The sequence below is a fragment of the Vibrio sp. 1S139 genome, from assembly GCF_041439475.1.
In the GTDB taxonomy this organism is placed as follows: domain Bacteria; phylum Pseudomonadota; class Gammaproteobacteria; order Enterobacterales; family Vibrionaceae; genus Vibrio; species Vibrio crassostreae_C.
The window spans coordinates 15,558-37,688 of the sequence record NZ_JBGOOD010000005.1; the positions used below are offsets into that span (position 1 = coordinate 15,558).

Here is a 22,131-nt window from a genome sequence, read left to right on the forward strand (position 1 = left end):
GACAGATAATCGCCGCTCTTATTGAGCCAACATGCGAACGAATTCGCCTTCTTTTACTTCAAGAGCGCTTGCTACTTCAGATGATAAAATCACTGTGTCGCTTGCTTGGTCATACGCACCTTTCGCGGCTACTGCGCGGAAGTTCTCAAACGAGGTATTACCAATTAGGAAGTCTTTAGAGCTAGAGTGCTCTGCAATTTGAACCTGTGCTCGAATTGAGTGACGCACAGATTCGATGTTTCTTAGATCACACTCAACCGTTGGGCCTGCATCAAAGATGTCGACATAACCACGGTTGGTGAAACCTTCACGTTCCAGCAACTTAAGTGCAGGGCGCGTATTGTCATGTACCTCTCCGATCACCGCTTGAGCTTCTTTGCTCAGTAGGTTCACGTAGATAGGTAGCTTAGGCATTAGGTCAGCAATGAAGCCTTTCTTACCAATACCGGTTAGGTAATCGGCAAGCGTGAAGTCAATCGAGAAGAAATGTTCTTGCAGCCATTGCCAGAAAGGAGAATTGCCTTCCGCATCTGATACACCACGCATCTCAGCAAAGATCGTTTTTGAGAAACGCTCTGGGTGCTCAGCCATCAGTAGGAAACGACACTTAGACATCAGTCGACCGTTTAAGCCTTTGCGGTAATCAGGACGTAAGAACAGCGTACAAATTTCGCTGCAGCCTGTGTAGTTATTACCAAACGTCAACAGCTTAACCACGTTATTCACTTTAAGGCGCTGTGAAGAGTGAACCACTTTACTGATGTGGTACGAGTAAAAAGGCACATCCCAGCCAATGGAAGCTTCGATACCCGTTGTACCAGCAACTTCGCCAGTTTCAGCGTCGAAACCCACCATTAGATAGCCTTCATCACCGGGTTCGGTCACGTCTGCTTTCGCAAAGCTGTATTCAGAATGGGTAATTCGGTTAGTTAACAATTCTTCGTTAACCGGAAGAGATGTGAATCCATGACCTGATTCAACTGCACAGGTGTGCAGCGCATCGTAATCAGACAGTTTTATTGGGCGAACAACTAGCATCAATATTCCCTCCAGATGCAAAATAGGCCCAAAACCAGAAGCTTGGGCCTTTAGCAGTACGTCATGAGATCGCTCTAATGGCGATCATTCCTATGACGCCGCTCAGGCTAAACTAGCGTAGCGATTGCTTTGTCTAGTTTTGATAAACCTTCTTCAATTTCTTGTTTAGTGATAACCAGTGATGGAGTAAAACGAACCACGTTTGCACCCGCAACCAGTACCATTAGGCCTTGCTCGCCTGCTGCTACTAATACGTCACGCGCACGCCCTTGCCATTCGTCATTCAGTGCAGCACCTAACAATAGGCCTTTACCACGAATCTCACTGAAAATTTGGTATTTGTCGTTAATCTTAGTTAGACCATCACGGAATAGCGCTTCACGCTCTTTTACGCCTTCTAGAGTCTCAGGTTGGCTAACTACGTCAACCACTGCTTCAGCTACCGCACACGCCAGTGGGTTACCACCGTATGTAGAACCGTGCGTACCAACCTTAAGGTGTGTAGCCAGTTCAGACGTCGTCAGCATTGCGCCGATAGGGAAACCGCCACCTAGAGACTTCGCTGTGCTTAGAATGTCTGGTGTTACACCTAGACCTTGGTAAGCGTAAAAGTTACCAGTACGGCCGTTACCTGTTTGCACTTCATCAAAGATAAGCAGTGCATTGTGTTTATCACATAGTTCACGAACTGTGTTCACGAATTCAGAGGTTGGCGAGATAATACCGCCCTCGCCTTGCAGAGGTTCCATCATGATGGCACAAGTGCGATCAGAGATATGCGCTTCTAGAGCCGCAATATCGTTGTAAGGTAGGTGAGTTACATCGCCAGGTTTTGGACCGAAGCCATCTGAGTAAGCTTCTTGACCACCAACGGTTACAGTAAAGAAAGTACGACCGTGGAAACCTTGTTTGAATGCAATGATTTCAGATTTCTCAGGACCGTGAACATCCGCAGCCCAACGACGAGCTAGCTTAAGTGCTGCTTCGTTCGCTTCTGCACCAGAGTTCGCAAAGAATACTTTTTCTGCAAAACATACGTCAGTTAGCTTCTTCGCTAGACGCAGTGCAGGTTCGTTAGTCATTACATTACTTAGGTGCCAAATCTTGTTTGCTTGCTCAGTAACGGCATTTACCATTGCTGGGTGACAGTGACCCAAACAGCTCACAGCAATACCACCAGCAAAGTCGATATACTCTCGTCCTTGTTGGTCCCATACGCGTGCGCCTTCCCCTTTTACCGGGATCATTTCCATTGGGTTATAACAAGGCACCATCACCTCATTAAACAGACTACGTTCTACATTATTTTCCACTGTCATCGTACATTCCTTCCCGATACCGCAAGCTTCGCAAATAAGCGTAATGATTCATAAGTGAGACGAGAAAATTTTGTCTCGCTACAATCCCGCCGCAGCATTATATTTACATTTAATTAACCTTTTCAATAGTAGATTATTCTTTAGCCATCCCTCACAACCAGCTAAACGTCACTACCTATGACTATTTATGCATCAATTAATCTGTTTTATGAAGCTTTTTTTACCTAAACGTATAACCAGCAACAGCAAAGCCTTACTGGCATTGCGGTATATTGGGTTCGAGACGAAATAACGCGAATAATTTTGCATAGGCTAAAAACTTAGCCTGACGAGGGAGAAATGTTATAAAAAGTGATCGGCGTCAGAGGGATGAAGACGCGTAGCGCCCGAATTTAAACGCTTAACGGGTAATGGAATACGTTAAACTGGCTTATTTAGACGGAGAAAGAGTCAAATTTAAACACTCAGCGTGCTAGGAAGTTAGCGAGAAGCTGGTGTCCTTGCTCTGTTTTAATCGATTCAGGGTGAAATTGGACGGCATCAATCGGCAAGGTTTTGTGTTGATAACCCATGATCTCATCCATGCTACCATCTTCAAATTCCGTCCAAGACGTCAGCTCAAAACAGTCTGGTAATGTGCCGTTTTTCACCACTAAAGAGTGGTAACGAGTCACAGTCAGAGGGTTATTGAGACCTTGAAAAACACTCTTACCGTTGTGGCGGATCGGAGAGGTTTTACCGTGCATCACTTGTCTGGCTCGCACTACTTCACCACCAAACACTTGAGCAATGGCTTGATGACCAAGACACACACCTAAGATCGGCAGTTTACCCACGAAGTGTTCAATGACTTGTAGAGAGATTCCCGCATCATCAGGCGTACAAGGACCTGGCGAGATAACAAGATGGCTAGGATTCAGCGATTCAATACCCGCAATATCAATCTCATCGTTGCGAACAACTTTTACAGTGACCCCTAACTCACAGAAATACTGATACAAGTTATAGGTAAAAGAGTCGTAGTTATCGATGATAAGTAACATGGGTCGAAATCGTTTGCTAAATACTAAATGATTGGGAGATATAGGGGCGGTATTGTGCAATACCCATGGCGAAAGGCAAGTGGAAACTGCATTTCGCCAATAATTAAGGCCAACCTAAGTTGACCTTAATTGTTTACAGATAGCCTTAAGTTATCTGAATTGGCCTGCTTGTATAGCAAGCCAATCTATTTGTGATTGAGCTACTTGCGACGACGCCACATTGCTAAGCCAAATAGTGACATAAGAGCACCGAAGCCAAATGAACCGCCTACTCTTAGCTCAAGAACGGCAGGATCATGATCCGATGAACGGAAGTGATCTTGGTACTTAGGTAGGTCACCTTTGTACTCTTCGTTGTAGTCAAACAACGTCGACTCACCACCATTGATGTGCCAATCGGTAGCATCGACAACCCTATCTTTCAGGCTTTCGCTGATCAGCAGGTGGTCTAGAGCGCCAACTTCATCATTGTATGAGTAGCTCCAGCTGTCTGGGTGCTTTTGAGCCACAGCATTGATATAACCGTAGTTCTTCGTAATCACCGCACCGCTATCACCAAACTGCTCAACACCATCAATGTAGATATTACGAGCTGCTTTGATCTGCTTGCCGTATTTCTCTTCCGAGTAATCGGTTAGCACCAGCATTGGATCTTCCATGCCGTACGAGTTCATATCACCCAGAATCACTTTATGGCCTTTGATGCCGTCTAGCGCTTCACCTAATGCAACCGCCGCAGCAACACGGAAGTTCTCACATGAACCTTGCTTATCGGCATCAACGCCGCCTTGGCCGCCCTGCTCAATCGGAGCAGCATCTTCCCAACACTTAGAGCCTTTCGATTTAAAGTGGTTGATCGCTACGGTGAGTTTCTCTTTGGTGCCTTTAACTTTAAAGGTTGGCGCCAATGAGTCACGTTGGTAGTTCTTACCGTCTTCAATCACCTTGCCTGAATCGTCTAACACCTCTGGTGCTTGTTGGCTTGGCATCGCGATAACACGGCTGTCTTTAAGCTTAACCACCTTCTTACGGTAGATAACTCCCGTTGTGATAACGTCAGTACCAATAGAGTCCATCTCGTCGGTTACGCCGTCTTCGTTCGAGTCGACAGCCACAAAGGTATAACGGTCTTTCTTACGCTCAATGCGATCATTCAGTTGGTTTACAAGTTGCTGAATGGCAGAGCCTTCACCAAAGCCATTGTTCTCAATTTCCATCAAGCCAATGATGTCTGCATCTAAGCGAAGAATCGCGTTCACAATCTTCTCTTGCTGCATCTCAAACTCAGTGATGGTGTTCGCGCCACGGTTATTACCGTGCTGATTCGCGTCGCCACCAAATGGAGAGTTGAAGTAGTTCAATACGTTGAAGGTCGCAATACGTAGGTCGCCTTCATCCATGTCTGGTTTGTCGGTACGCGGATCGTTACGCACATAGTTTTCAGCCGAGATCTGGTTAGTCGCAATTAAACGGTACTCACCGTAGCTGTAAGTCAGCACGCCTTCTAGGTCAACAATGGTGTCATCAATGCGGATGTAATCTTCTGTTGAACCATCTTGGTCGATATCAGTGCGGCCAAAATCTGGGTAGAAAGGGACTTGTCCATCAGCCGCTTTTTGATCGGTTTCAACGAAAAGACGGCGGTCTGCGTTGTCTTCAGTTTGCTGCTTCGCTTCGTCAGATCCCGCGGCGAAAAGCTGGTTCGGCTGCATGTTAATACGCTCATGCGCCAGTACCATGTTGTTACGACGACCTGCGTAGTCATAACCAAAGGTACGCGTCACACGCATATCAAGCGCTTCGGTTGTTTTCACCAACATGCCTTCGTAGCGTTCAAGCGTTGCAGCGAAGTTCTCGTCACTGTCTAGCACTTCTATCGCCGTCGCTTCAGGTGCCTGCTGCTCGCCCTGTTTTAGCCATTGGTTGTTTTCTACTTTCAGCTGAGTGTGGCTGTAGTATTCTTGAACCTTGCCTTTCACACACACTACATCACCGGCTACTAGCTCTGAGCTCGACTGGTTGGTATGAATAAATAGACCCTCAGAAGTGCTTGAGTTGAAATCATCCTCAAGTGCTTGCAGGTAGAAGCCTTTAGTTAGGCCTGTTGTTACCGCACTTACCACACCTTTTACGAAATATTCATCGTCGGTGATGTACGGGTAGCCATCGATGAATGGCGATGTAGCGCCCTCACCTTGGATTTCTTGAATGGTGGTGAATACTGGGTCAGAGCCATCTTGTGTACAAGTGAACGCTTCTGGCAGTTCAACGCTGTCTAGTGAACCTAGGCCTTCAATGCTGTCTTTTGGTAGCGATACCCATTGTGAAGCATCAAACGTCGCAGAAGGTGTTTGTGTCGCACGAACCAAAGTAACATCTTTGCCCCAGTCCACATCGCCCATCAAACCAACAACATCATGTACCGAGCCGTCTGAATTCAAGATAGCCAGCGGGTCGTCACCATTATGATTGGCGATAGAGGCATTAATGATGTCAGCTTGAGCTTTAATCTCATCACTCGCACTAGAATGTGCGACCACGAGTACTTCACCGGGTGCTAAAACGTGTCCATCTAAAGGTAAAGTGGCACCCCATGATCCGTTGCCATTGGCAGATTTCGCCAATGAGTAACCATCTAAACTAATGCTGCTATCGCCACTATTGGCAATCTCAACCGCTTTGTTATAGCTGCCGCCTTCCACATATTGTGAAATAAACAAATCAGCGTGTGCGCTTGTAGTTAACAAGCTACCAATTGCCACTGCTAGCAATGAAGGTTTGTGTAAAAGAGCCATCCGTTTCACCTGAGTTCATCGAGTTATAGTCACTGCCATCTATGGGCAGTCATGTATTTTGTGGTAACTATCAGGTTTATTTATGAAAGGAATAAGTCAGTTGGCAAGAAAATGAGGAACTTATCACTTTGGAATCATCAATTGTTTGGCACGTTATATATTTCCAACATATATAGAAACGAGTGTGATTTTATAAAGCTTGAGGGTACCAAATAAGATCATCTGCACAGCATTACAGCGATGGATATGCTAGCTAAATACTGGGTAAATTATCAATTCAAACAAGGGGGTTTCGAGGAAGGCAAATGGAATGGGCATGAAAAAGCCCAAAGTAAACAACAGCTACTTTGGGCTCAAATTCTCAAGCGAGTTGTGTTAGTTCACCCTATGGGCGAGTAACAAAACCTACTGCTTCGTATGCTTTTTTCAGTGTCACTGCAGCACGTTCAGAGGCTTTTTCAGCACCGGCTTTCATTACTGCGTCCATGTAGGCACGGTCAGCACGGATACGGTGATATTCAGCTTGAATCGGCTCAAGCATCTCAACCAATGCTGCGCCTACGTCTTTCTTGAACGGACCGTACATTTCAACGCCTTGGTACTGCGCTTCGATCTCTTCGAACGTTTTACCTGTCGCTGCAGAGTACAGACCCATTAGGTTAGAGATACCCGCTTTGTTTTCCCAATCGTGAGCAATGCGTGGTGGTGTTTCTGCATCGGTTTGCGCTTTGTTGATCTTCTTGATGATCGACTTAGGTTCTTCTAGCAAAGTAATCACGTTCTTACGGTTGTCGTCTGACTTAGACATCTTCTTCGTCGCATCTTGCAGGCTCATTACACGTGCATTCACTGTTGGAATGTAAGGTTCTGGTACTTGGAAGATTGGCGTTTCAGGACCGTAGATGTTGTTGAAGCGAGTTGCGATATCACGCGCTAGCTCTAGGTGTTGTTTCTGGTCGCTACCTACAGGTACTTGGTGAGCACCGTAAAGCAGGATGTCTGCAGCCATCAACACTGGGTAGTCGTATAGGCCTACGTTTACGTCGTTTGAGTGACGTGCAGACTTATCTTTAAACTGAGTCATACGGCTCAGTTCACCCATTTGTGTGTAACAGTTAAGAAGCCAACCAAGTTGAGTATGCTCTGGTACGTGTGACTGAACAAATAGCGTGCTCTTCTTTGGATCAACACCGACAGCAAGACAGATTGCTAGTGCGTCTAGAGTCGCTTCATGCAGTGCTTTCGGATCTTGGCGAACCGTAATTGCGTGAAGGTCTACAACACAGTATTGGCAATCGTAATCATCTTGCATCTGTTGCCATTGACGTAGAGCACCCAAGTAGTTACCGATACTTAGTTCACCAGATGGTTGAACACCACTCAATACGATGGGCTTGCTCATGGTTTTAATTCCTTTGCTTATTCGCTAAGTTTATTGAACGCTTAGCTTCTTAACTTAAATATAGAAAAGCCGCACAGCTCTTCTGTACGGCTCATCCAGTGTACTCATTGATAAGTATTTTGCTAGTAGGTTAGCTAACTTTTGTCCGCTTTATGCTGAAACTAGAACGACATCTAGTAATTGCGCGACGTTATCCGCGACATAGTCAGGGTTTGATGCTGAAATCGGCTCGCCGTGGTTATAACCGTAAGTCAGACCAAACGAGTGACAACCTGCATTCTTAGCCGCTTTAATGTCGTTGCTTGAATCGCCAACCATCAACATCTCTTCCGCTTTTACATTGTGCTTTTCTAGCAACCAGTTCAGAGCGACTGGGTTCGGTTTTTTCTCTGGGAAAGAGTCGCCACCCAACACATCAACAAAGTACTTATCAATACCGTGTTGCGCCAGTACGTCTGGTACAAACTTCGATGGCTTGTTGGTAACCAGCGCCATAGTGAAGCCGGCTTTATCCAGCTCAGCCAGCGTCTCTTTAACCGATGGGTAAAGGTGACTTAGCTTGTGACCGCCCTGCTCATAGAAATCATCAAACAGGATGCGCGCTTTTTTCAGGAGCTCTGGCTCAAGGCTTGGGTCAACCGTCAGGTTGCGGCTGAGTGAACGTCCGATAAGAACATCAGCACCATTACCTACGTAGTCGCGAACTTGTTCTTCGCTCACTGAAGGGAAGCCCAACTCCTGACAAGCTTGGTCAGCAGCAACGGCCAAATCAGGCACGCTGTCTAACAAGGTTCCATCCAAATCAAAGGCGATCAGTTTTATTGAGCTTAATGACATCTTACTTTCCTATTTATTATATTCGTCTTATGAGTTGAGCGATAAGACGTAAAAAAGGGGCAAATTAGCCCCTTAATATTCAATCTATCTGTAGTTTTACGATTATGCGTTTACTTTTGCAAGCTCTGCACGCATCTCATCAATCACTTCTTTGTAATCCGGTTGATTGAAGATAGCTGAACCCGCAACGAACATATCTGCGCCCGCTTCTGCGATTTCACGGATGTTATCAACCTTCACGCCGCCATCAATCTCAAGGCGAATGTCACGGCCTGACTCATCAATCAGCTTACGAACAGCACGTAGTTTATCTAGCGTGTGAGGAATGAAAGATTGACCGCCGAAGCCTGGGTTCACAGACATCAGTAGAATCATGTCTACTTTGTCTAGGATGTAATCTAAGCAAGAAAGCGGCGTTGCAGGGTTAAGAACCACACCCGCTTTACAGCCGTGCTCTTTGATTAGCTGTAGAGTGCGATCGATGTGCTCTGAAGCTTCAACGTGGAAGGTAATCATTGATGCGCCGGCTTTAGCAAACTCAGGCACGATGCTGTCTACTGGCTTAACCATAAGGTGAACATCGATAGGAGCCGTAATACCGTAGTCGCGCAGCGCTTTACAGATAGGCGCGCCAAAAGTCAGGTTAGGTACGTAGTGGTTGTCCATCACATCGAAGTGCACAACATCAGCACCAGCTGCGAGTACTTTTTCTACGTCTTCACCAAGACGAGCAAAATCTGCAGACAAAATCGATGGAGCGATTAGAAAATCTTTCATACCAAACCTCTTAAGAGTGAGTAAATTGCGAATATCACCGCCTTGTGACATCTCATATACAAATACAAGACTCAATTCCAAGACTATTTGGTGTGCAATTCTACCTAAGCAACTAAGCAGATCCTAGCAGTTCGAAAGATTAGTTTATGAAAGTACCCGTTGGTCACTCAATTTAATGAGTTCGAGGGTTATGCTGGCCGCTACAATTCTTCTGAAGCGTGTTGCTGGTTTTTCTCTTTATGAAAAAGTGCCAGTAACTCATCGACTTTATTGCGCCCTGCGCCATTACGGCTAATGGTGCGCTTAACCTTGACCACGTTCAGTTCTGCACCATGGTATAAACGGCGCGTTAAGGTGGTGTCATGGTTTGAGATCAAGACAGGGATGCCTCGTTCCATCGCTGCTTTTTCAGCAACATCCGCCAGTGCAGCTTGGTCATCTAAGCTAAAGCCATTACCTGCGTAAGAGGTAAAGTTTGCCGTGTTCGACAGTGGTGCGTATGGAGGATCGCAGTAAACCACACAGCCTTTGCGCGCGCGGCTAAAGGTTTCATGGTATCCCTCACAGACGAAGGTGGCTTTTTTCGCTTTCTCGGCAAAAAATTCCAGCTCAGCTTCTGGGAAGTAAGGTTTTTTATAAGAACCAAATGGAACGTTAAAACCGCCCTTCTTGTTGTAACGACATAGGCCATTGAAGCCAAATCGGTTCATATACAAGAAAGCCAATGAACGATACATGACGTTATCTGTACCATTGAACTCAGCGCGAATATCTAAGAAGGCTTCTTTACGGTTGTTCTCAGGACAGAACCAGCGCTTCGCTTCCGTGATATAAGTTTCAGGATCGGTTTTAAGCAGGTTGTACAGGTTGATAAGATCGGGATTGATATCTGCAAGCAGGTACTGTTCAAAGTCAGTATTCAGAAATACTGAGCCGGCACCGACAAACGGTTCTACCAATTTACGAGCAGGTGGCAGGTGACGTTGGATGTCTTCAACTAGGCCATATTTACCACCAGCCCATTTTAGAAAGGCACGCTGCTTTTTCATTTACTGCTCTATCTATCAACTCAAAAATAAGGCTGCGGAATGTAACATATTTTGAGGCTAAGCTCAGGGTTATTTCGCACGTTCTATCTCTCGATGCACTTGATTCATCGATTTTGCCCAAGGTTCCAACTGTTGAAGGGGTTTTGATAACGCACTTACCGCGTCTCTCGCCACTTGAATCGTTGGGTAATCTTGATAAGTGATAATAAACCACTTGGTGTCGTTGCGAAGTGTTGGGTAAATACGAACCTTGTTCTCAAGGTCATACTCTTCAATGAAAGACTGTACGTCGTCCAATGAGGTCATCGCACTCAACTGCAAAGTATAAGCTCGCGGAGAGATAGCTTGTAACTCTTCGCGAGAAAATGAGAATGTAATTTTCTTAGTCGGTGGCGTGGACTGTGTTAGGTCTGTTGCTTCATCGGCTGAAGGTTGTGACTCCACTTTGTCTGCATCTGATTGCGAACTCACCGCGGCACCTGTGTTTTCTTCAACAGCAGCATCAATCGCACTGGTATCGGCACTTTCAGGTTTATCATCAAGCAAGGCATCAACCACATCAGAGGTGATTACGACACGCTGCTGATCTTGTTCGACTTCTCCAACACTCGCGGTATCTTCAACGACAGTCGGTGGCAAAGATGAGCTGTCGTCATCAGCACCTTGATAACTCATGTCAGCTTCGGCTTCAGAATCGTCCATTCCGTCGATTCCAGCTTGCTCGGTACCACTTTCCACTTCAAAAGTTGGGATAGCTGTCTGTTCAATCGGAGCGATAAGAGATTGCGCTTTATCGTCAGGGGTTGGTTGACTGAACATCCACCAATAACCACCACCAATTAAAATCAACAGCAAGGTCACCACAATCGCGATATTGATGGGTGAGCCAATAATTGAGCGAATAATAATCCTTTTTTCCACTTTCAATTCTCCTAAAGCCATTAACTCACCGGGCAGAGGTTGCGCTTTATTAAACGCACGTCGCACGCAAGTTTCAGACTCATCATCAACATATCGAATCACCAGTGATTCAAAGAAATGTTCAGCTTCTGGTTGCGAAAGGTCATCGATCTCAAGATCGATAGGTTTGTGTTGTTGACCGTAGCTCAAACGCGTTAATAACGTATCTAAGTGGCCAGGTTCCGAGAAGAGAACGATATTGATCGTCCATTGAGGGTTTGATTGAGCTTCCAGTACCAACATCCATAATTCGGATACCAATAGCTCAGAAAGTCGTTGGGCATCATCAACGACGATAACCACATTACACGGTTCTCCATCCAGTAACCTTGTTAGGCTATCCGATAAAGAATCATGTTGATTAAACAGGGGATCAGAAACAATTTGGCTAAGAATGAGCGCACGGCGTTGTTGATCGTCTTGGCTTGGATGACAAAGCAGTAAACACTGATTTTTTTCTGTCGACCATGCTTCAAGATAACGCTGAGCCAACCAAGATCGGCCAGAGCCAGCTTTGCCCGCCACCGTCACAAGGTTTGAACCAAAGTTAGTCAAAAGCTGTAAGCGCTCTAGCAGCTCAACTTGAGATTCTAACTCTAATACTCTTAATTCATGAGCCAAACTCATTGGGGATCCCTACTGATAAGATCGATCAGTAAAACGCTTCAGTTGCCTAGAGTTTAGCTAGGCAACCTCACAACCAAATTTAAAGAGTACGGCAGAAATCGATCGCTTGTTTAATGATGTCTTGAGGCACATCAGCAACCACTTCAGCAGTACCAATACTTGTTGGTAATACCAAACGCAACTGACCAGACAGCACTTTTTTATCGCGCATCATGTGCTTCATAAAGTATTCAAAAGACATGCTTTCTGGCGTATGGATTGGTAGTTTCGCATTCTTGAGTATAGAAATAATTCGCTCAAGTTGCTGCTGAGAGATCAGTCCCTGTAATTGAGCTGTTTTAGCTGCCATTACAGTGCCTGACGACACAGCTTCACCATGTAGCCAATTACCATAGCCTAGTTCTGCTTCAATCGCATGACCAAATGTATGACCTAGGTTCAATAACGCTCTGATTCCTGACTCTTTTTCATCTAGAGCCACCACTTCAGCCTTAATTGCACAACAACGAGCAATCGCGGTAATCAGTGCTTCTTCATCAAGTTGATAAAGTTTCTCTAGATTCTGCTCCAACCAATCAAAGAAGGCTTCATCGTAAATGATGCCGTATTTGATCACCTCAGCAATGCCCGCTGCAAACTCACGCTCTGGAAGCGTTGATAAACAGTTGGTATCGATGATCACAGATTTCGGTTGGTAAAAAGCGCCGATCATATTCTTACCAAGAGGATGGTTTACTGCGGTTTTACCACCAACAGAAGAGTCCACTTGAGAAAGAAGGGTCGTCGGGATTTGAATGAAATCAATACCGCGCTGGTAACAAGAGGCAGCAAAACCGACCAAGTCACCGATAACACCACCTCCTAAAGCAATCACCACCACATCGCGGCTGTAATTTCCTTCAAGCATGTAGCTCATCACTGAATTGAACGTTTCAAGGGTTTTGTACTGTTCACCGTCTGGCAGCTCGAGAAGAGATGTCTGACAGCCGACTTGATCCAATAGCGATAAAATTTTATCAGCATAAAGAGGCGCTACTGTCACATTACTGATAACAACAACTTTCTGCTTACCTGATAAAAAAGAAAGGTACGCCGGGTCTTCAAATAACCCGGCGCCAATAGAGATAGGGTAGCTACGCTCAGCTAGATTGACCGTAATCCGTTCCATGGGTTTGCTCTCCGAAAAAATGAACTTAACGTTCTTCTAGCATTTTTACGATCTGGTTGGCTACCACTTTTGCACTTTGGTCGTCAGTACGAACTGTGTAGTCCGCCACTTCTTCGTATAGTGCGTTGCGAGATACAGCTAGATCTTCTAGCACATCACGCGGGTTGTCTGTTTGAAGTAGAGGGCGTTTCTTGTCGCGGTTAGTGCGAGCAAGTTGCTTTTCAATTGTTGTCTCTAGGTATACAACAATGCCTCGTGCAGATAGACGGTTACGGTTTTCTTTGCTCAACACTGAACCACCACCTGTCGCAAGAACAATACCTTGTTCTTCTGTCAGATCATTGATTACAGATTCTTCGCGCTTACGGAAACCTTCTTCGCCCTCAACATCAAAAACCCATGCGATGTCTGCGCCAGTGCGCTCTTCGATCACAGTGTCAGAGTCTAGAAACTCCATATGAAGTTGGGAAGCTAGGTGTCTACCAATTGTACTTTTGCCGGCGCCCATTGGGCCAACAAGAAAAATATTGCGTTTCTCAGCCATGTTTTTAGCAGTAATTTACAACGTTAATTCAATGACATCGCCACAAGGTAGGTCAGTACAAGTACTGAAATTAAAAGGCCCGTGGCACCGATTCCTCACAGATAATTCGTGATAAGACCCGAAATTATCAAGGTTAGGTGCCACTAATGCAACTTTATTTTTAATCTAATTGTTCATTACTGAATCACAACTTTGGGTGTGACAAAAATAAGTAGTTCACTTTTACCCACATTTTCATAGCTGCGACGGAACAATGCGCCCAAAACTGGCAGGTCCCCCAACAGAGGAACTTTATCCACTGTACTGCTCACGCTGTGCTGAAATATCCCGCCAAGCACGACAGTTTCACCATTATTAACAAGCACTTGCGTACCTATTCTTTGCGTATCAATGGCGACCGCTTCACCGGTTCCAGTTTTTACCACTTGCCCTGGCCTATCTTGAGTCACGCTCAAATCCAATACCAAACGATTATCGGGCGTGATCTGCGGTGTCACCTTAAGACTCAACACGGCTTTCTTAAATGCAACCGACGTAGCGCCACTTGAAGATGACTCTAAGTAAGGAATTTCAGTACCTTGCTCAATATAAGCCGGCTTTTTATTGGTGGTGATTAAGCGTGGACTAGAAATGATTTCAGCTTTTGACTCTTGTTGCAGTGCCGACAGTTCAAGATCGAGTAAGGTATCTGAACCCAGTTTGGCCACCTGAAACGCAATACTCGAGGCGTTCGGCGATGTTGCCCCTAAATTGACGTTGAGATAGTCATCAATCACGCTGCTGCCGCTATCGTCGTCATACGGCGTAATCGCTGATGGGTGGTTACCTTCGATTGAGCCACCAACGGTGAAGCTTCCGTTGGTTGAGGAAACGCCCCAGCGCACGCCAAGCTCATCAAGATTACCCTCAGTAACCGTGACAATACGTGCCTCTATCTGTACCTGCTTCACGGGAATGTCTAACGATTCAATGATGCCTCGGATCACGGCAATGTTTTCTTCCAATTCACGAATGAGCAGTGAGTTGGTGCGCTCATCAATGGTAATCGAACCACGATCGGACAACATGCTGACCGCACCTTCACCTCCAATCATGTCAGCGATATCGGTGGCTTTAGCAAAGTTAATCTTGATGATTTCCGATTTAAGCTCCCCTAACTCCTCTTCTAAGCGCGATTTCTCTAACGCTTGTTGCTCTCGAAGGTCGAGCTCCGCTTTCGGCGCGACCAAGATAACATTGCCATCAACACGCTTATCCAAGCCTTTAACTTGCAAGATAATGTCGAGAACTTGCTGCCAAGGTACGCCATCTAAGCGTAACGTCAGGTTTCCGGCTACCGAATCAGACACCACGAGATTGAAGTCGTTGTAATCGGCAATCAGTTGCAGGACATTTCGTACCGGGATATCCTGGAAGTTAATCGATATCAGCTTGCCCTCTTTCTCTAGAACGCTTTTTTCTTTGGTCGCTTCATCGAGCACCGGTTTGCTGATCACCACCTCAATAAAGCGCCCCTTTAGGTTGTATTCATACTGATAGTCATTGCTAATCGTCGCTAGAAGCCGAGTGCTTGGTGTCTCTTTATAGACTTCAATGCCTTCAACCAAGGTAGCGAAATCCTTCACATCCAGCAGGTAGAGCTTGTCATCATCAACTTGAGTATTGATTAGCTCGATACTTAACCCTTCCTGAGCTCGTTGAACATCCACCACTGCTGTGCTGGTCGCCAGCTCAATAATGATGACGGCGTCTTTATCCTTATTGACCCTAAAATCAATATTCTCCAATTTGTTCGGTAAGCTCTCGGCATGGCTGAGCACGCTAACAACCAACATCACAGACACAGCAAAACCTTGTAGAGCCTTGCTCACTAATCCACTTATTCCTTTAATCATATTTACATCTCATATCCACATCATGTGACATTGGTTTACTTCAGAGCCAGCCTAACGTTGCGCTTATGCCAACAACCTAAGCCATCTGGAAGAGTTTCATTAATCTGAACGTATTGGCTCGTCACCTTAGTAACTCGGCCATTGTTTAAGCCGATAAACTGGCCTTTCTTGACGTTTACCACGTTGCCTTTGGGTGTTTGCACTAAGCCAAACACGCTTGAGCCACTGCCCATCACGCCTCTTAAACGAAGCTTACTCAGCGGGTACTTCTCTAACTTGCCATTACGAGAACGGGCGCTGGGTTGCCAACAGTCTTTCTTAACCAAGGGTTGGTTTTGCACAATGGCTTCTTTAGGCAGTTCAAAGGGAGGACGCAAAGATCGGCGCTGATAAGTCGCCGCCGTGAATTCAGTTGCTGGGACAAGTTGCTCGACATCTTTTCTCGCCTTGGCTTCAACCTGCGCCACAAAATCTTGCAGTGAGTCTTGATTAGCTTTGCAGCCTGACAACGCAAGCATCAATACGATTGAGTAAAACGCGCTATTGGGTTTCATCATTAACCTCCGATTTAAACTGGTAGGTATAAGCTCGAACCCTAAAGTGCAGCGTGCTACTTTCTTGACTGACTCGCTGCCAATTCACATCATCAAAGCTAATAATACGCGGCAGCTTGGCGATGGCAGCAGAGAAGTCACCAATCTCGTGATAGTCACCTGTCAGCTCTATATTGAGAGGCAATCGATAGAGAAACTCCTTATTCTGCTTTTGCCCCCAATCGATTCGTGTGAAGGTCAGCGAGTTATCCAAGCCGAGCTCATTCACGGAGGCCAACATGCTCGCTAACTCCTTTTGAACGGGCAGCTGCTCTAATAGATAATCGTAGCGACTAGTTAGCTCATCCAACTGGCTCTGCAACTTAGGCAAGGCTGCAACCTTATTCGCCTTTATCCTCAAGGTCGTTTTTAAGGTCTGCTCCTGTTGCTTCATCTGTTTCAGTTCCTCGTCGAGCGGCAGCAGATACAGCCAAGTGCCAACACCTTGGATTAACACCATCAACACCAGAATCACGAGAAGCTGAGGCAACAATGGCCATTCGGTGATCTCATCAACATCGAGATCTTGCAAGCTCATCCTGTTTTGCCTACTAATCCTATTTTGAAGGTTAGCCATGATGCGCCCCCTTATCTTTTCTGCTCGCGGTTGTGTTTTCTAAAGACACAGGACTAAACACAAAAGAGACCTTGAAGGTCTGAAACTCTTTATTGAAGCGCTTGCGGTTATGAACGATAGAGTGCATCTCGACCCCTTTCAAAGAATCTGAACGTTCGAGGTTGTCCAACATGGTGGCGAGACGAGCAGTGCTGTCGCTGATGCCCGACATTTCAATCTCCTGACCATTCATCTTTATCTTGTCGACATAGACACCCTCTGGAATCAGCTCCGGCATCAAGTTCATGAAGTCGGTGGTCTTATTACGGCCAAGCTGCAGCGACTCAACCACATCAAGTCGAGTCAGAATGGCTTTGTGTTCTTGCTCTGCGACTTTTAACGACTGAATTTGTCGGTCGAGCTCAGCAATGTACTGATTGAGGTAATTGAGGCGAGCTTGCTGCTTGGCTTGTTGATCGTGAAAATAGTGACCAACCGCCCATTGCCCTATAAGCGCAATGATGACGCCAAGAATGACCAGATGGATAAAACGCTTCTTGTGCTGAGCACGAATCTCATCACGCCACGGCAGCAGGTTAATTTGATGCAACATGCTTCTCTCCCTGCCACTTGAGCCCACTCAGCGCCATACCCGCCGCGATACCAAAGTGTTGCCAGTCAATCGGCAGTCGGCGTCTCTTGGCGACCTTATTCTCAAATAAAGACAAAGGATTCAATGACTCGCAGCTCAACTGAAAATGGCGTTCTAGCTCTTCGGTTACCATAGGGATGCTGGCGCCCTCGCCCATCAACCAAATCCCTGAGATAGGTTGCTGCGCATTTCCCGATGAATAGAGCTGCAATTGACGCTTGAGCTTCTCAATCAGGTTAACAATGAATTGATGTGTCTCTTCCATAGTACCGAACACGCTCTCGATATCACTCGGGTCATCTGAGCTGCGAAGATCTTGAGTGCCAAAGGCGATGTCTTTATAGAAAGGCGCCGAATTCTGCGGGATAACCCCTAGCGAGGTTTGGTCGATTCCAACATCCACTAGCAACCAGTTTTTCTTATCGGGATACAGGCGCGAGGCCAATTGCCAGATATTAAGTAGCCCATGCGCCTGTGTATCCACCACCACAGGTTTGAAGCCAGCCTTGGTTAATGCATCCGCTCGGCTATCCACAACTTCTTTACGAGTGGCGTATACCTGATAACTGCTTGTCGAACCTTTACCAAATCGTTTGTCTTCCAGCTTTACAAAATCTAAACTCAGCTCCTCGATAGGAAAGGGAGATTGATGGGCGAAGGTTTGATAGATAGAAAACTCTTTTTCTCTGTCTTCTAACTCACTCTCTATTTGCAGTACTTTGCTGATCACCGTGTTATCAGGTACCGAAATGGCGACGTTACGACAGCCAAAAGGCAGTCCTTTCCTAAGTTCTTTAAGTTTCTTAACAGTTTTCTGATACTCCAAAGTATGGTTAGCTGTAAAAATGTCGTCCGAAATCGGCAGCTCTTTGTATCCCACTAGGGCATACAACTCCCCCACGGGTTTTAGTACCACGGCTTTGATGCTGTGATGATTTATATCTATACCTGTAATTAATGATGAACCCATGTGACCTAGCTCCTGAAGTGCCAAGCATTTCGTTGATTATCTAGGGGTTGTGATTATTAGTTAAATAAGCGTTAATAAACGAAAGCTAAGTTTTTAGCCTAGAGTACAAGGGTTTGCTGCTTATCAGCCTTAACTAATCAGGGATTATCCGGTGAAGTTCATAAAGCGATTATTCATATTTACATTGATTTGCATGATTCTTGGAGTCAGTACAATTTTCGGGTTTTATTTTTACGTAAAACCAGAGTTGCCTGATGTTGCCACTTTGCGCGACGTAGAACTCCAAACGCCGATGCAAGTCTTCAGTCAAGACGGTAAGCTGATCTCTCAATTTGGTGAAAAGCGTCGTAATCCAGTCACTTATGACGAGATTCCTCGCCACTTAGTTGAGGCTCTGATTGCCACCGAAGATAGCCGTTTCTATGAACACCCAGGTATTGACCCAATCGGTATCACACGTGCAGCACTCGTGGTTGCAATGTCGGGTTCAGCCAAACAAGGTGCTAGTACCATTACTCAGCAGCTTGCGCGTAACTTCTTCTTATCTAATGAGAAAAAGATTATGCGTAAGATCAAAGAGATCTTCATTGCGATCCACATTGAGCAACTTCTTAGTAAAGAAGAGATCATGGAGCTTTACGTCAACAAGATCTTCCTTGGTCACCGTTCGTATGGTTTTGGCGCGGCAGCACGTGTTTACTTCGGTAAAGATCTTCCTGATCTCACGCTGAGTGAAATTGCGACCCTTGCGGGTATGCCAAAAGCACCTTCGACAATGAACCCTATTTACTCTGTTGAGCGCGCGACTAACCGTCGTAACGTTGTATTGCGTCGTATGTTAGACGAGAAATACATCACTCAAGCAGAGTTCGATGACGCTCGTAGCGAAGAGCTTATCTCGAAATACCACGGTGCAGAGATCGAACTGAGCGCGCCATATGTTGCTGAAGTTGCACGTGCTTGGATGGTGGAACGCTATGGTGAAGAAGCTTATACATCAGGCATGAAGGTCTACACGACCGTTGATTCGAAACTGCAAAAAGCAGCGAACCAAGCCGCAATTAAGAACCTACTTGGCTACGATGAGCGCCACGGCTACCGTGGTGCTGAAAAAGTATTGTGGCAGACTGCGCAATCAGCGTGGGATCAAGAACAAATCGTTAAACACCTTAAGTCTCAACCAACCTATGGTGACCTAGTCCCTGCTGTTGTTACCGCGGTTGATTCGAAAAGTGCTCAAATTTGGGTTAAGAACCAAGGTGAAGGCACTATCGAATGGCAAGGCATGAACTGGGCGCGTAAATTCCTAACGGATAACCGCCAAGGACCAGCGCCTTCTCAAGCGAAAGAAATTCTGGCGGTTGGTGAACAAATCTGGGTTCGCCATGAAGCCGTTACCGGCGATGAAGTCTCTGAAGAGCCGACAGAAGAGTCAGCGACTGCAGAATCAGAAACACCGATTGTATGGCGACTAAGCCAAGTACCGAATGCGAACACAGCATTTGTTGCAATGAACCCGAACAACGGCGCGGTATTGTCGATGGTCGGTGGCTTTAACTTTGTCCACAACAAGTTCAACCGTGCAACGCAATCTATTCGTCAGGTGGGTTCTGGTATCAAACCCTTTATCTACTCAGCAGCGATTGAGAAAGGCTTAACGCTAGCCTCACTGATCAACGATGCACCGATTAACCAATGGGATAAGAGCCAAGGTACCGCATGGCGACCAAAGAACTCGCCACCGACTTACGTGGGTCCAACTCGTTTACGTATTGGCTTAGCTCAGTCTAAAAACGTAATGGCGGTACGTGTACTGCGCGAAGTAGGTCTAGATGATACTCGTAACTACCTAACTCGATTTGGCTTTGATATTGATGAAGTTCCGCGCTCTGAAACCATTGCTCTGGGTGCGGTTAGCTTAACGCCAATGAAAGTAGCTCAAGGTTACTCAGTATTCGCTAATGGCGGCTACTACGTTGAACCTTTCTACATCAGCCGCATTGAGACACCATTTGGTGAGACTGAATTTGAAGCGACACCAAAAGTGGTTTGTAAAGACGATTGCCAACAGCAAATGACCTCAGACCCAATGGCTGATGAGTTTGCAGAGCAAGATGTGGATGCCAAAGTACAATACGCACCTCAAGTTATCTCTGAACAGAACGCATTCCTTGTTCGTGAAATGATGTACAGCAACATCTGGGGTGGCGGTGATTGGAGCGCAGGTACGGGTTGGAACGGTACAGGTTGGCGTGCACAGCCGTTGAAGCGTCGTGACATTGGCGGAAAAACGGGTACCACCAACGATTCGAAAGATACTTGGTACAGCGGTTACGGCCCTGGCATGGTTGCAACGGTATGGGTTGGTTTTGATAACCACAACCGCAACCTAGGCAGAACCAAAGCGAACTCAAATCTTGGTAAGAACCAAATTACGGGTGCAGAAGCTGGCGCGAAAACAGCAGAACCTGCATGGGTTGATTTCATGGGTACGGCGTTAGCGGGTGTTCCTGCTGAGCGTAAAGAGATTCCTGAGAACATCGTCCGTGTTCGTATCGACCGTGAAACTGGCTTACTGACCAACAAGTTCGATAGCTCATCAATGTTCGAGTACTTCGAGAAAGGCACAGAGCCAACCGAGTACATCACTGAACGTTTCAATGATGACATCTACTCAACCTCATCAGGTGAAGCAGTAGAAGAACTGTTCTAACTAAGGTTTGTAGAACCTAGTAACATGAACCAACAAAAAGGGTTGATATGCATTCATATCAACCCTTTTTTTATATCTATATCTGACCAGACTAGGCTCTAAATTCAAGCGCTAAGCCGTCTTCTCCAGTTGAGTTCGAATCGTCTCAGCCAATTGCTCGAAACGTCCCTTCAATGGAGAGCCCGGACGGTAGGCAACAACAATGCGACGTGAAGGTGTTGGATTCACAGCAGGTACGTAACACACACCGTCTTTCTGCTTCTCTTTCGGCACCGATAGCTGAGGAAGCAAGGTAATCCCCGCCCCCGCCGCGACCATGTTACGCAGCGTTTCTAAGCTGGTTGCCTTAAAGCGCTCATCATCTTTGGCGCCCGCAGCAAAACAGAAGCCCAAGGCTTGGTCTCTCAAACAGTGACCGTCACCTAGCGCAAGTACGGTTTGTCCATTTAGCTGCAGCATATCGACAGTGTCTTGCTGAGCCCACTCGTGGTCACATGGAACGGCAACACTTAACGGCTCGTCATACACATCGATCTCTTTGAACACCGCCGTTTCATCAACCGCAGCCAGTACTAAGCAATCAAGCTTGCCATCTTCAAGTTGGCTCACTAACTGATGGGTCTGAGCTTCATGCAGGTAAAGCTCAAGATCTGGGAAGCTCTCTTTAAGATGAGGAACAATCTTAGGCAAGATGTAAGGACCCACGGTTGGAATAAAACCAATGTGCATTGGCCCCGTCATCGCTTCACCGTGTCCACTCGCCATATCTTTAAAAGTTTTCACTTCATTGAGAATACGCTTGGCTTGTTCAACAAGTTGTAACCCTGATTCTGTAAATATCACCTTCCTTGGACTACGCTCGGTTAACTGAAGTCCAATTTCATCTTCGAGTTTGCGTATTTGACCGCTTAGTGTCGGCTGACTGACAAAGCACGCTTCTGCCGCTTTTCGGAAGTGTTTATGCTCTGCGAGCGCCACCAAGTATTCAAAGTCACGAATGTTCATGATCAGTCTCTTACCTCAGGTTTTAATAAGAACAAGGGTTCTAATAGAAACATTTAAAAGAAAAATGCTCTTGATAGAATTTACCTATCAAAACCATAACATCAAACGATTAGAACTATCAAAGGATTTATCTAATAATGGGCTCAACGAAACGAAACAGAGCGAAGAAAAACGTTAAGCTCTGATAG

General features: G+C 45.9%; 19 protein-coding genes. 2 read left to right on the forward strand and 17 right to left on the reverse strand.

All coding sequences use genetic code 11. The annotated features are described in order from the left end of the window. Nucleotides 1-18: 18 nt before the first annotated feature. The 16 genes from astA to pilM form a co-directional block, all read right to left on the reverse strand. Nucleotides 19-1,038 carry an arginine N-succinyltransferase gene (gene astA, locus ACED46_RS02995; RefSeq protein WP_017061116.1) on the reverse strand — a complete coding sequence of 340 codons (1,020 nt, stop codon included), beginning with the start codon at nucleotides 1,036-1,038 and terminating at the stop codon, nucleotides 19-21. Nucleotides 1,039-1,145: 107 nt separating this feature from the next. After that, nucleotides 1,146-2,357 carry an aspartate aminotransferase family protein gene (locus tag ACED46_RS03000; RefSeq protein ID WP_371720870.1) on the reverse strand — a complete coding sequence of 404 codons (1,212 nt, stop codon included), beginning with the start codon at nucleotides 2,355-2,357 and terminating at the stop codon, nucleotides 1,146-1,148. A gap of 464 nt (nucleotides 2,358-2,821) precedes the next feature. Beyond that, entirely contained in the window at nucleotides 2,822-3,400 is a 579-nt protein-coding gene (locus ACED46_RS03005) for an aminodeoxychorismate/anthranilate synthase component II (RefSeq protein ID WP_017068833.1), read from the reverse strand. 200 nt (nucleotides 3,401-3,600) lie between these two features. Then, nucleotides 3,601-6,195: an ExeM/NucH family extracellular endonuclease gene (locus ACED46_RS03010; RefSeq protein ID WP_371720871.1), complete on the reverse strand. Its 2,595-nt coding sequence runs from the start codon at nucleotides 6,193-6,195 to the stop codon at nucleotides 3,601-3,603. Between the two features lie 385 nt (nucleotides 6,196-6,580). Beyond that, complete coding sequence (trpS, locus tag ACED46_RS03015) at nucleotides 6,581-7,597, reverse strand: tryptophan--tRNA ligase (protein WP_371720872.1); 1,017 nt, start codon at nucleotides 7,595-7,597, stop codon at nucleotides 6,581-6,583. A 150-nt stretch (nucleotides 7,598-7,747) separates the two neighbouring features. Beyond that, nucleotides 7,748-8,434, reverse strand: coding sequence for a phosphoglycolate phosphatase (locus ACED46_RS03020; RefSeq protein ID WP_017061120.1), 687 nt, complete (start codon nucleotides 8,432-8,434; stop codon nucleotides 7,748-7,750). A 102-nt stretch (nucleotides 8,435-8,536) separates the two neighbouring features. Beyond that, nucleotides 8,537-9,211 (reverse strand): ribulose-phosphate 3-epimerase, encoded by a 675-nt coding sequence (gene rpe, locus ACED46_RS03025; protein ID WP_010435263.1) that lies wholly within the window; start codon nucleotides 9,209-9,211, stop codon nucleotides 8,537-8,539. 200 nt (nucleotides 9,212-9,411) lie between these two features. Then, nucleotides 9,412-10,260, reverse strand: a complete 849-nt coding sequence (locus tag ACED46_RS03030) for a Dam family site-specific DNA-(adenine-N6)-methyltransferase (protein WP_017061122.1) — start codon at nucleotides 10,258-10,260, stop codon at nucleotides 9,412-9,414. A gap of 69 nt (nucleotides 10,261-10,329) precedes the next feature. After that, nucleotides 10,330-11,847, reverse strand: coding sequence for an AAA family ATPase (locus ACED46_RS03035; RefSeq protein ID WP_371720873.1), 1,518 nt, complete (start codon nucleotides 11,845-11,847; stop codon nucleotides 10,330-10,332). A 79-nt stretch (nucleotides 11,848-11,926) separates the two neighbouring features. Beyond that, nucleotides 11,927-13,015: a 3-dehydroquinate synthase gene (gene aroB / locus ACED46_RS03040; RefSeq protein WP_371720874.1), complete on the reverse strand. Its 1,089-nt coding sequence runs from the start codon at nucleotides 13,013-13,015 to the stop codon at nucleotides 11,927-11,929. A gap of 25 nt (nucleotides 13,016-13,040) precedes the next feature. Beyond that, nucleotides 13,041-13,559: a shikimate kinase AroK gene (aroK, locus tag ACED46_RS03045; protein WP_017061125.1), complete on the reverse strand. Its 519-nt coding sequence runs from the start codon at nucleotides 13,557-13,559 to the stop codon at nucleotides 13,041-13,043. Nucleotides 13,560-13,735: 176 nt separating this feature from the next. Continuing rightward, nucleotides 13,736-15,454, reverse strand: a complete 1,719-nt coding sequence (locus ACED46_RS03050) for a type IV pilus secretin PilQ (RefSeq protein WP_032545762.1) — start codon at nucleotides 15,452-15,454, stop codon at nucleotides 13,736-13,738. A 35-nt stretch (nucleotides 15,455-15,489) separates the two neighbouring features. Then, nucleotides 15,490-16,008: a pilus assembly protein PilP gene (locus tag ACED46_RS03055; RefSeq protein WP_017063694.1), complete on the reverse strand. Its 519-nt coding sequence runs from the start codon at nucleotides 16,006-16,008 to the stop codon at nucleotides 15,490-15,492. After that, nucleotides 15,995-16,624: a type 4a pilus biogenesis protein PilO gene (locus tag ACED46_RS03060; RefSeq protein ID WP_017061128.1), complete on the reverse strand. Its 630-nt coding sequence runs from the start codon at nucleotides 16,622-16,624 to the stop codon at nucleotides 15,995-15,997. The genes ACED46_RS03055 and ACED46_RS03060 overlap by 14 nt, the downstream gene beginning before the upstream one ends. Beyond that, the gene (locus ACED46_RS03065) at nucleotides 16,617-17,216 is read right to left on the reverse strand and encodes a PilN domain-containing protein (RefSeq protein WP_017061129.1); all 600 of its coding nucleotides are present in this window, start codon (nucleotides 17,214-17,216) and stop codon (nucleotides 16,617-16,619) included. The genes ACED46_RS03060 and ACED46_RS03065 overlap by 8 nt, the downstream gene beginning before the upstream one ends. Beyond that, nucleotides 17,200-18,225: a type IV pilus assembly protein PilM gene (gene pilM / locus ACED46_RS03070; RefSeq protein WP_371720875.1), complete on the reverse strand. Its 1,026-nt coding sequence runs from the start codon at nucleotides 18,223-18,225 to the stop codon at nucleotides 17,200-17,202. The genes ACED46_RS03065 and pilM overlap by 17 nt, the downstream gene beginning before the upstream one ends. 151 nt (nucleotides 18,226-18,376) lie before the next feature. Here pilM and ACED46_RS03075 point away from each other — a divergent pair, with 151 nt between their 5' ends. After that, nucleotides 18,377-20,938, forward strand: coding sequence for a penicillin-binding protein 1A (locus tag ACED46_RS03075; RefSeq protein WP_371720876.1), 2,562 nt, complete (start codon nucleotides 18,377-18,379; stop codon nucleotides 20,936-20,938). A gap of 111 nt (nucleotides 20,939-21,049) precedes the next feature. On the opposite strand, the gene oxyR is transcribed toward ACED46_RS03075, so the two are convergent. Further along, nucleotides 21,050-21,943, reverse strand: coding sequence for a DNA-binding transcriptional regulator OxyR (gene oxyR, locus ACED46_RS03080; protein WP_017061132.1), 894 nt, complete (start codon nucleotides 21,941-21,943; stop codon nucleotides 21,050-21,052). On the opposite strand from oxyR, the gene ACED46_RS03085 reads away from it, so the two are divergent. Next, nucleotides 21,942-22,121 (forward strand): hypothetical protein, encoded by a 180-nt coding sequence (locus ACED46_RS03085; protein WP_017096544.1) that lies wholly within the window; start codon nucleotides 21,942-21,944, stop codon nucleotides 22,119-22,121. The genes oxyR and ACED46_RS03085 overlap by 2 nt on opposite strands. Nucleotides 22,122-22,131 lie beyond the last annotated feature (10 nt).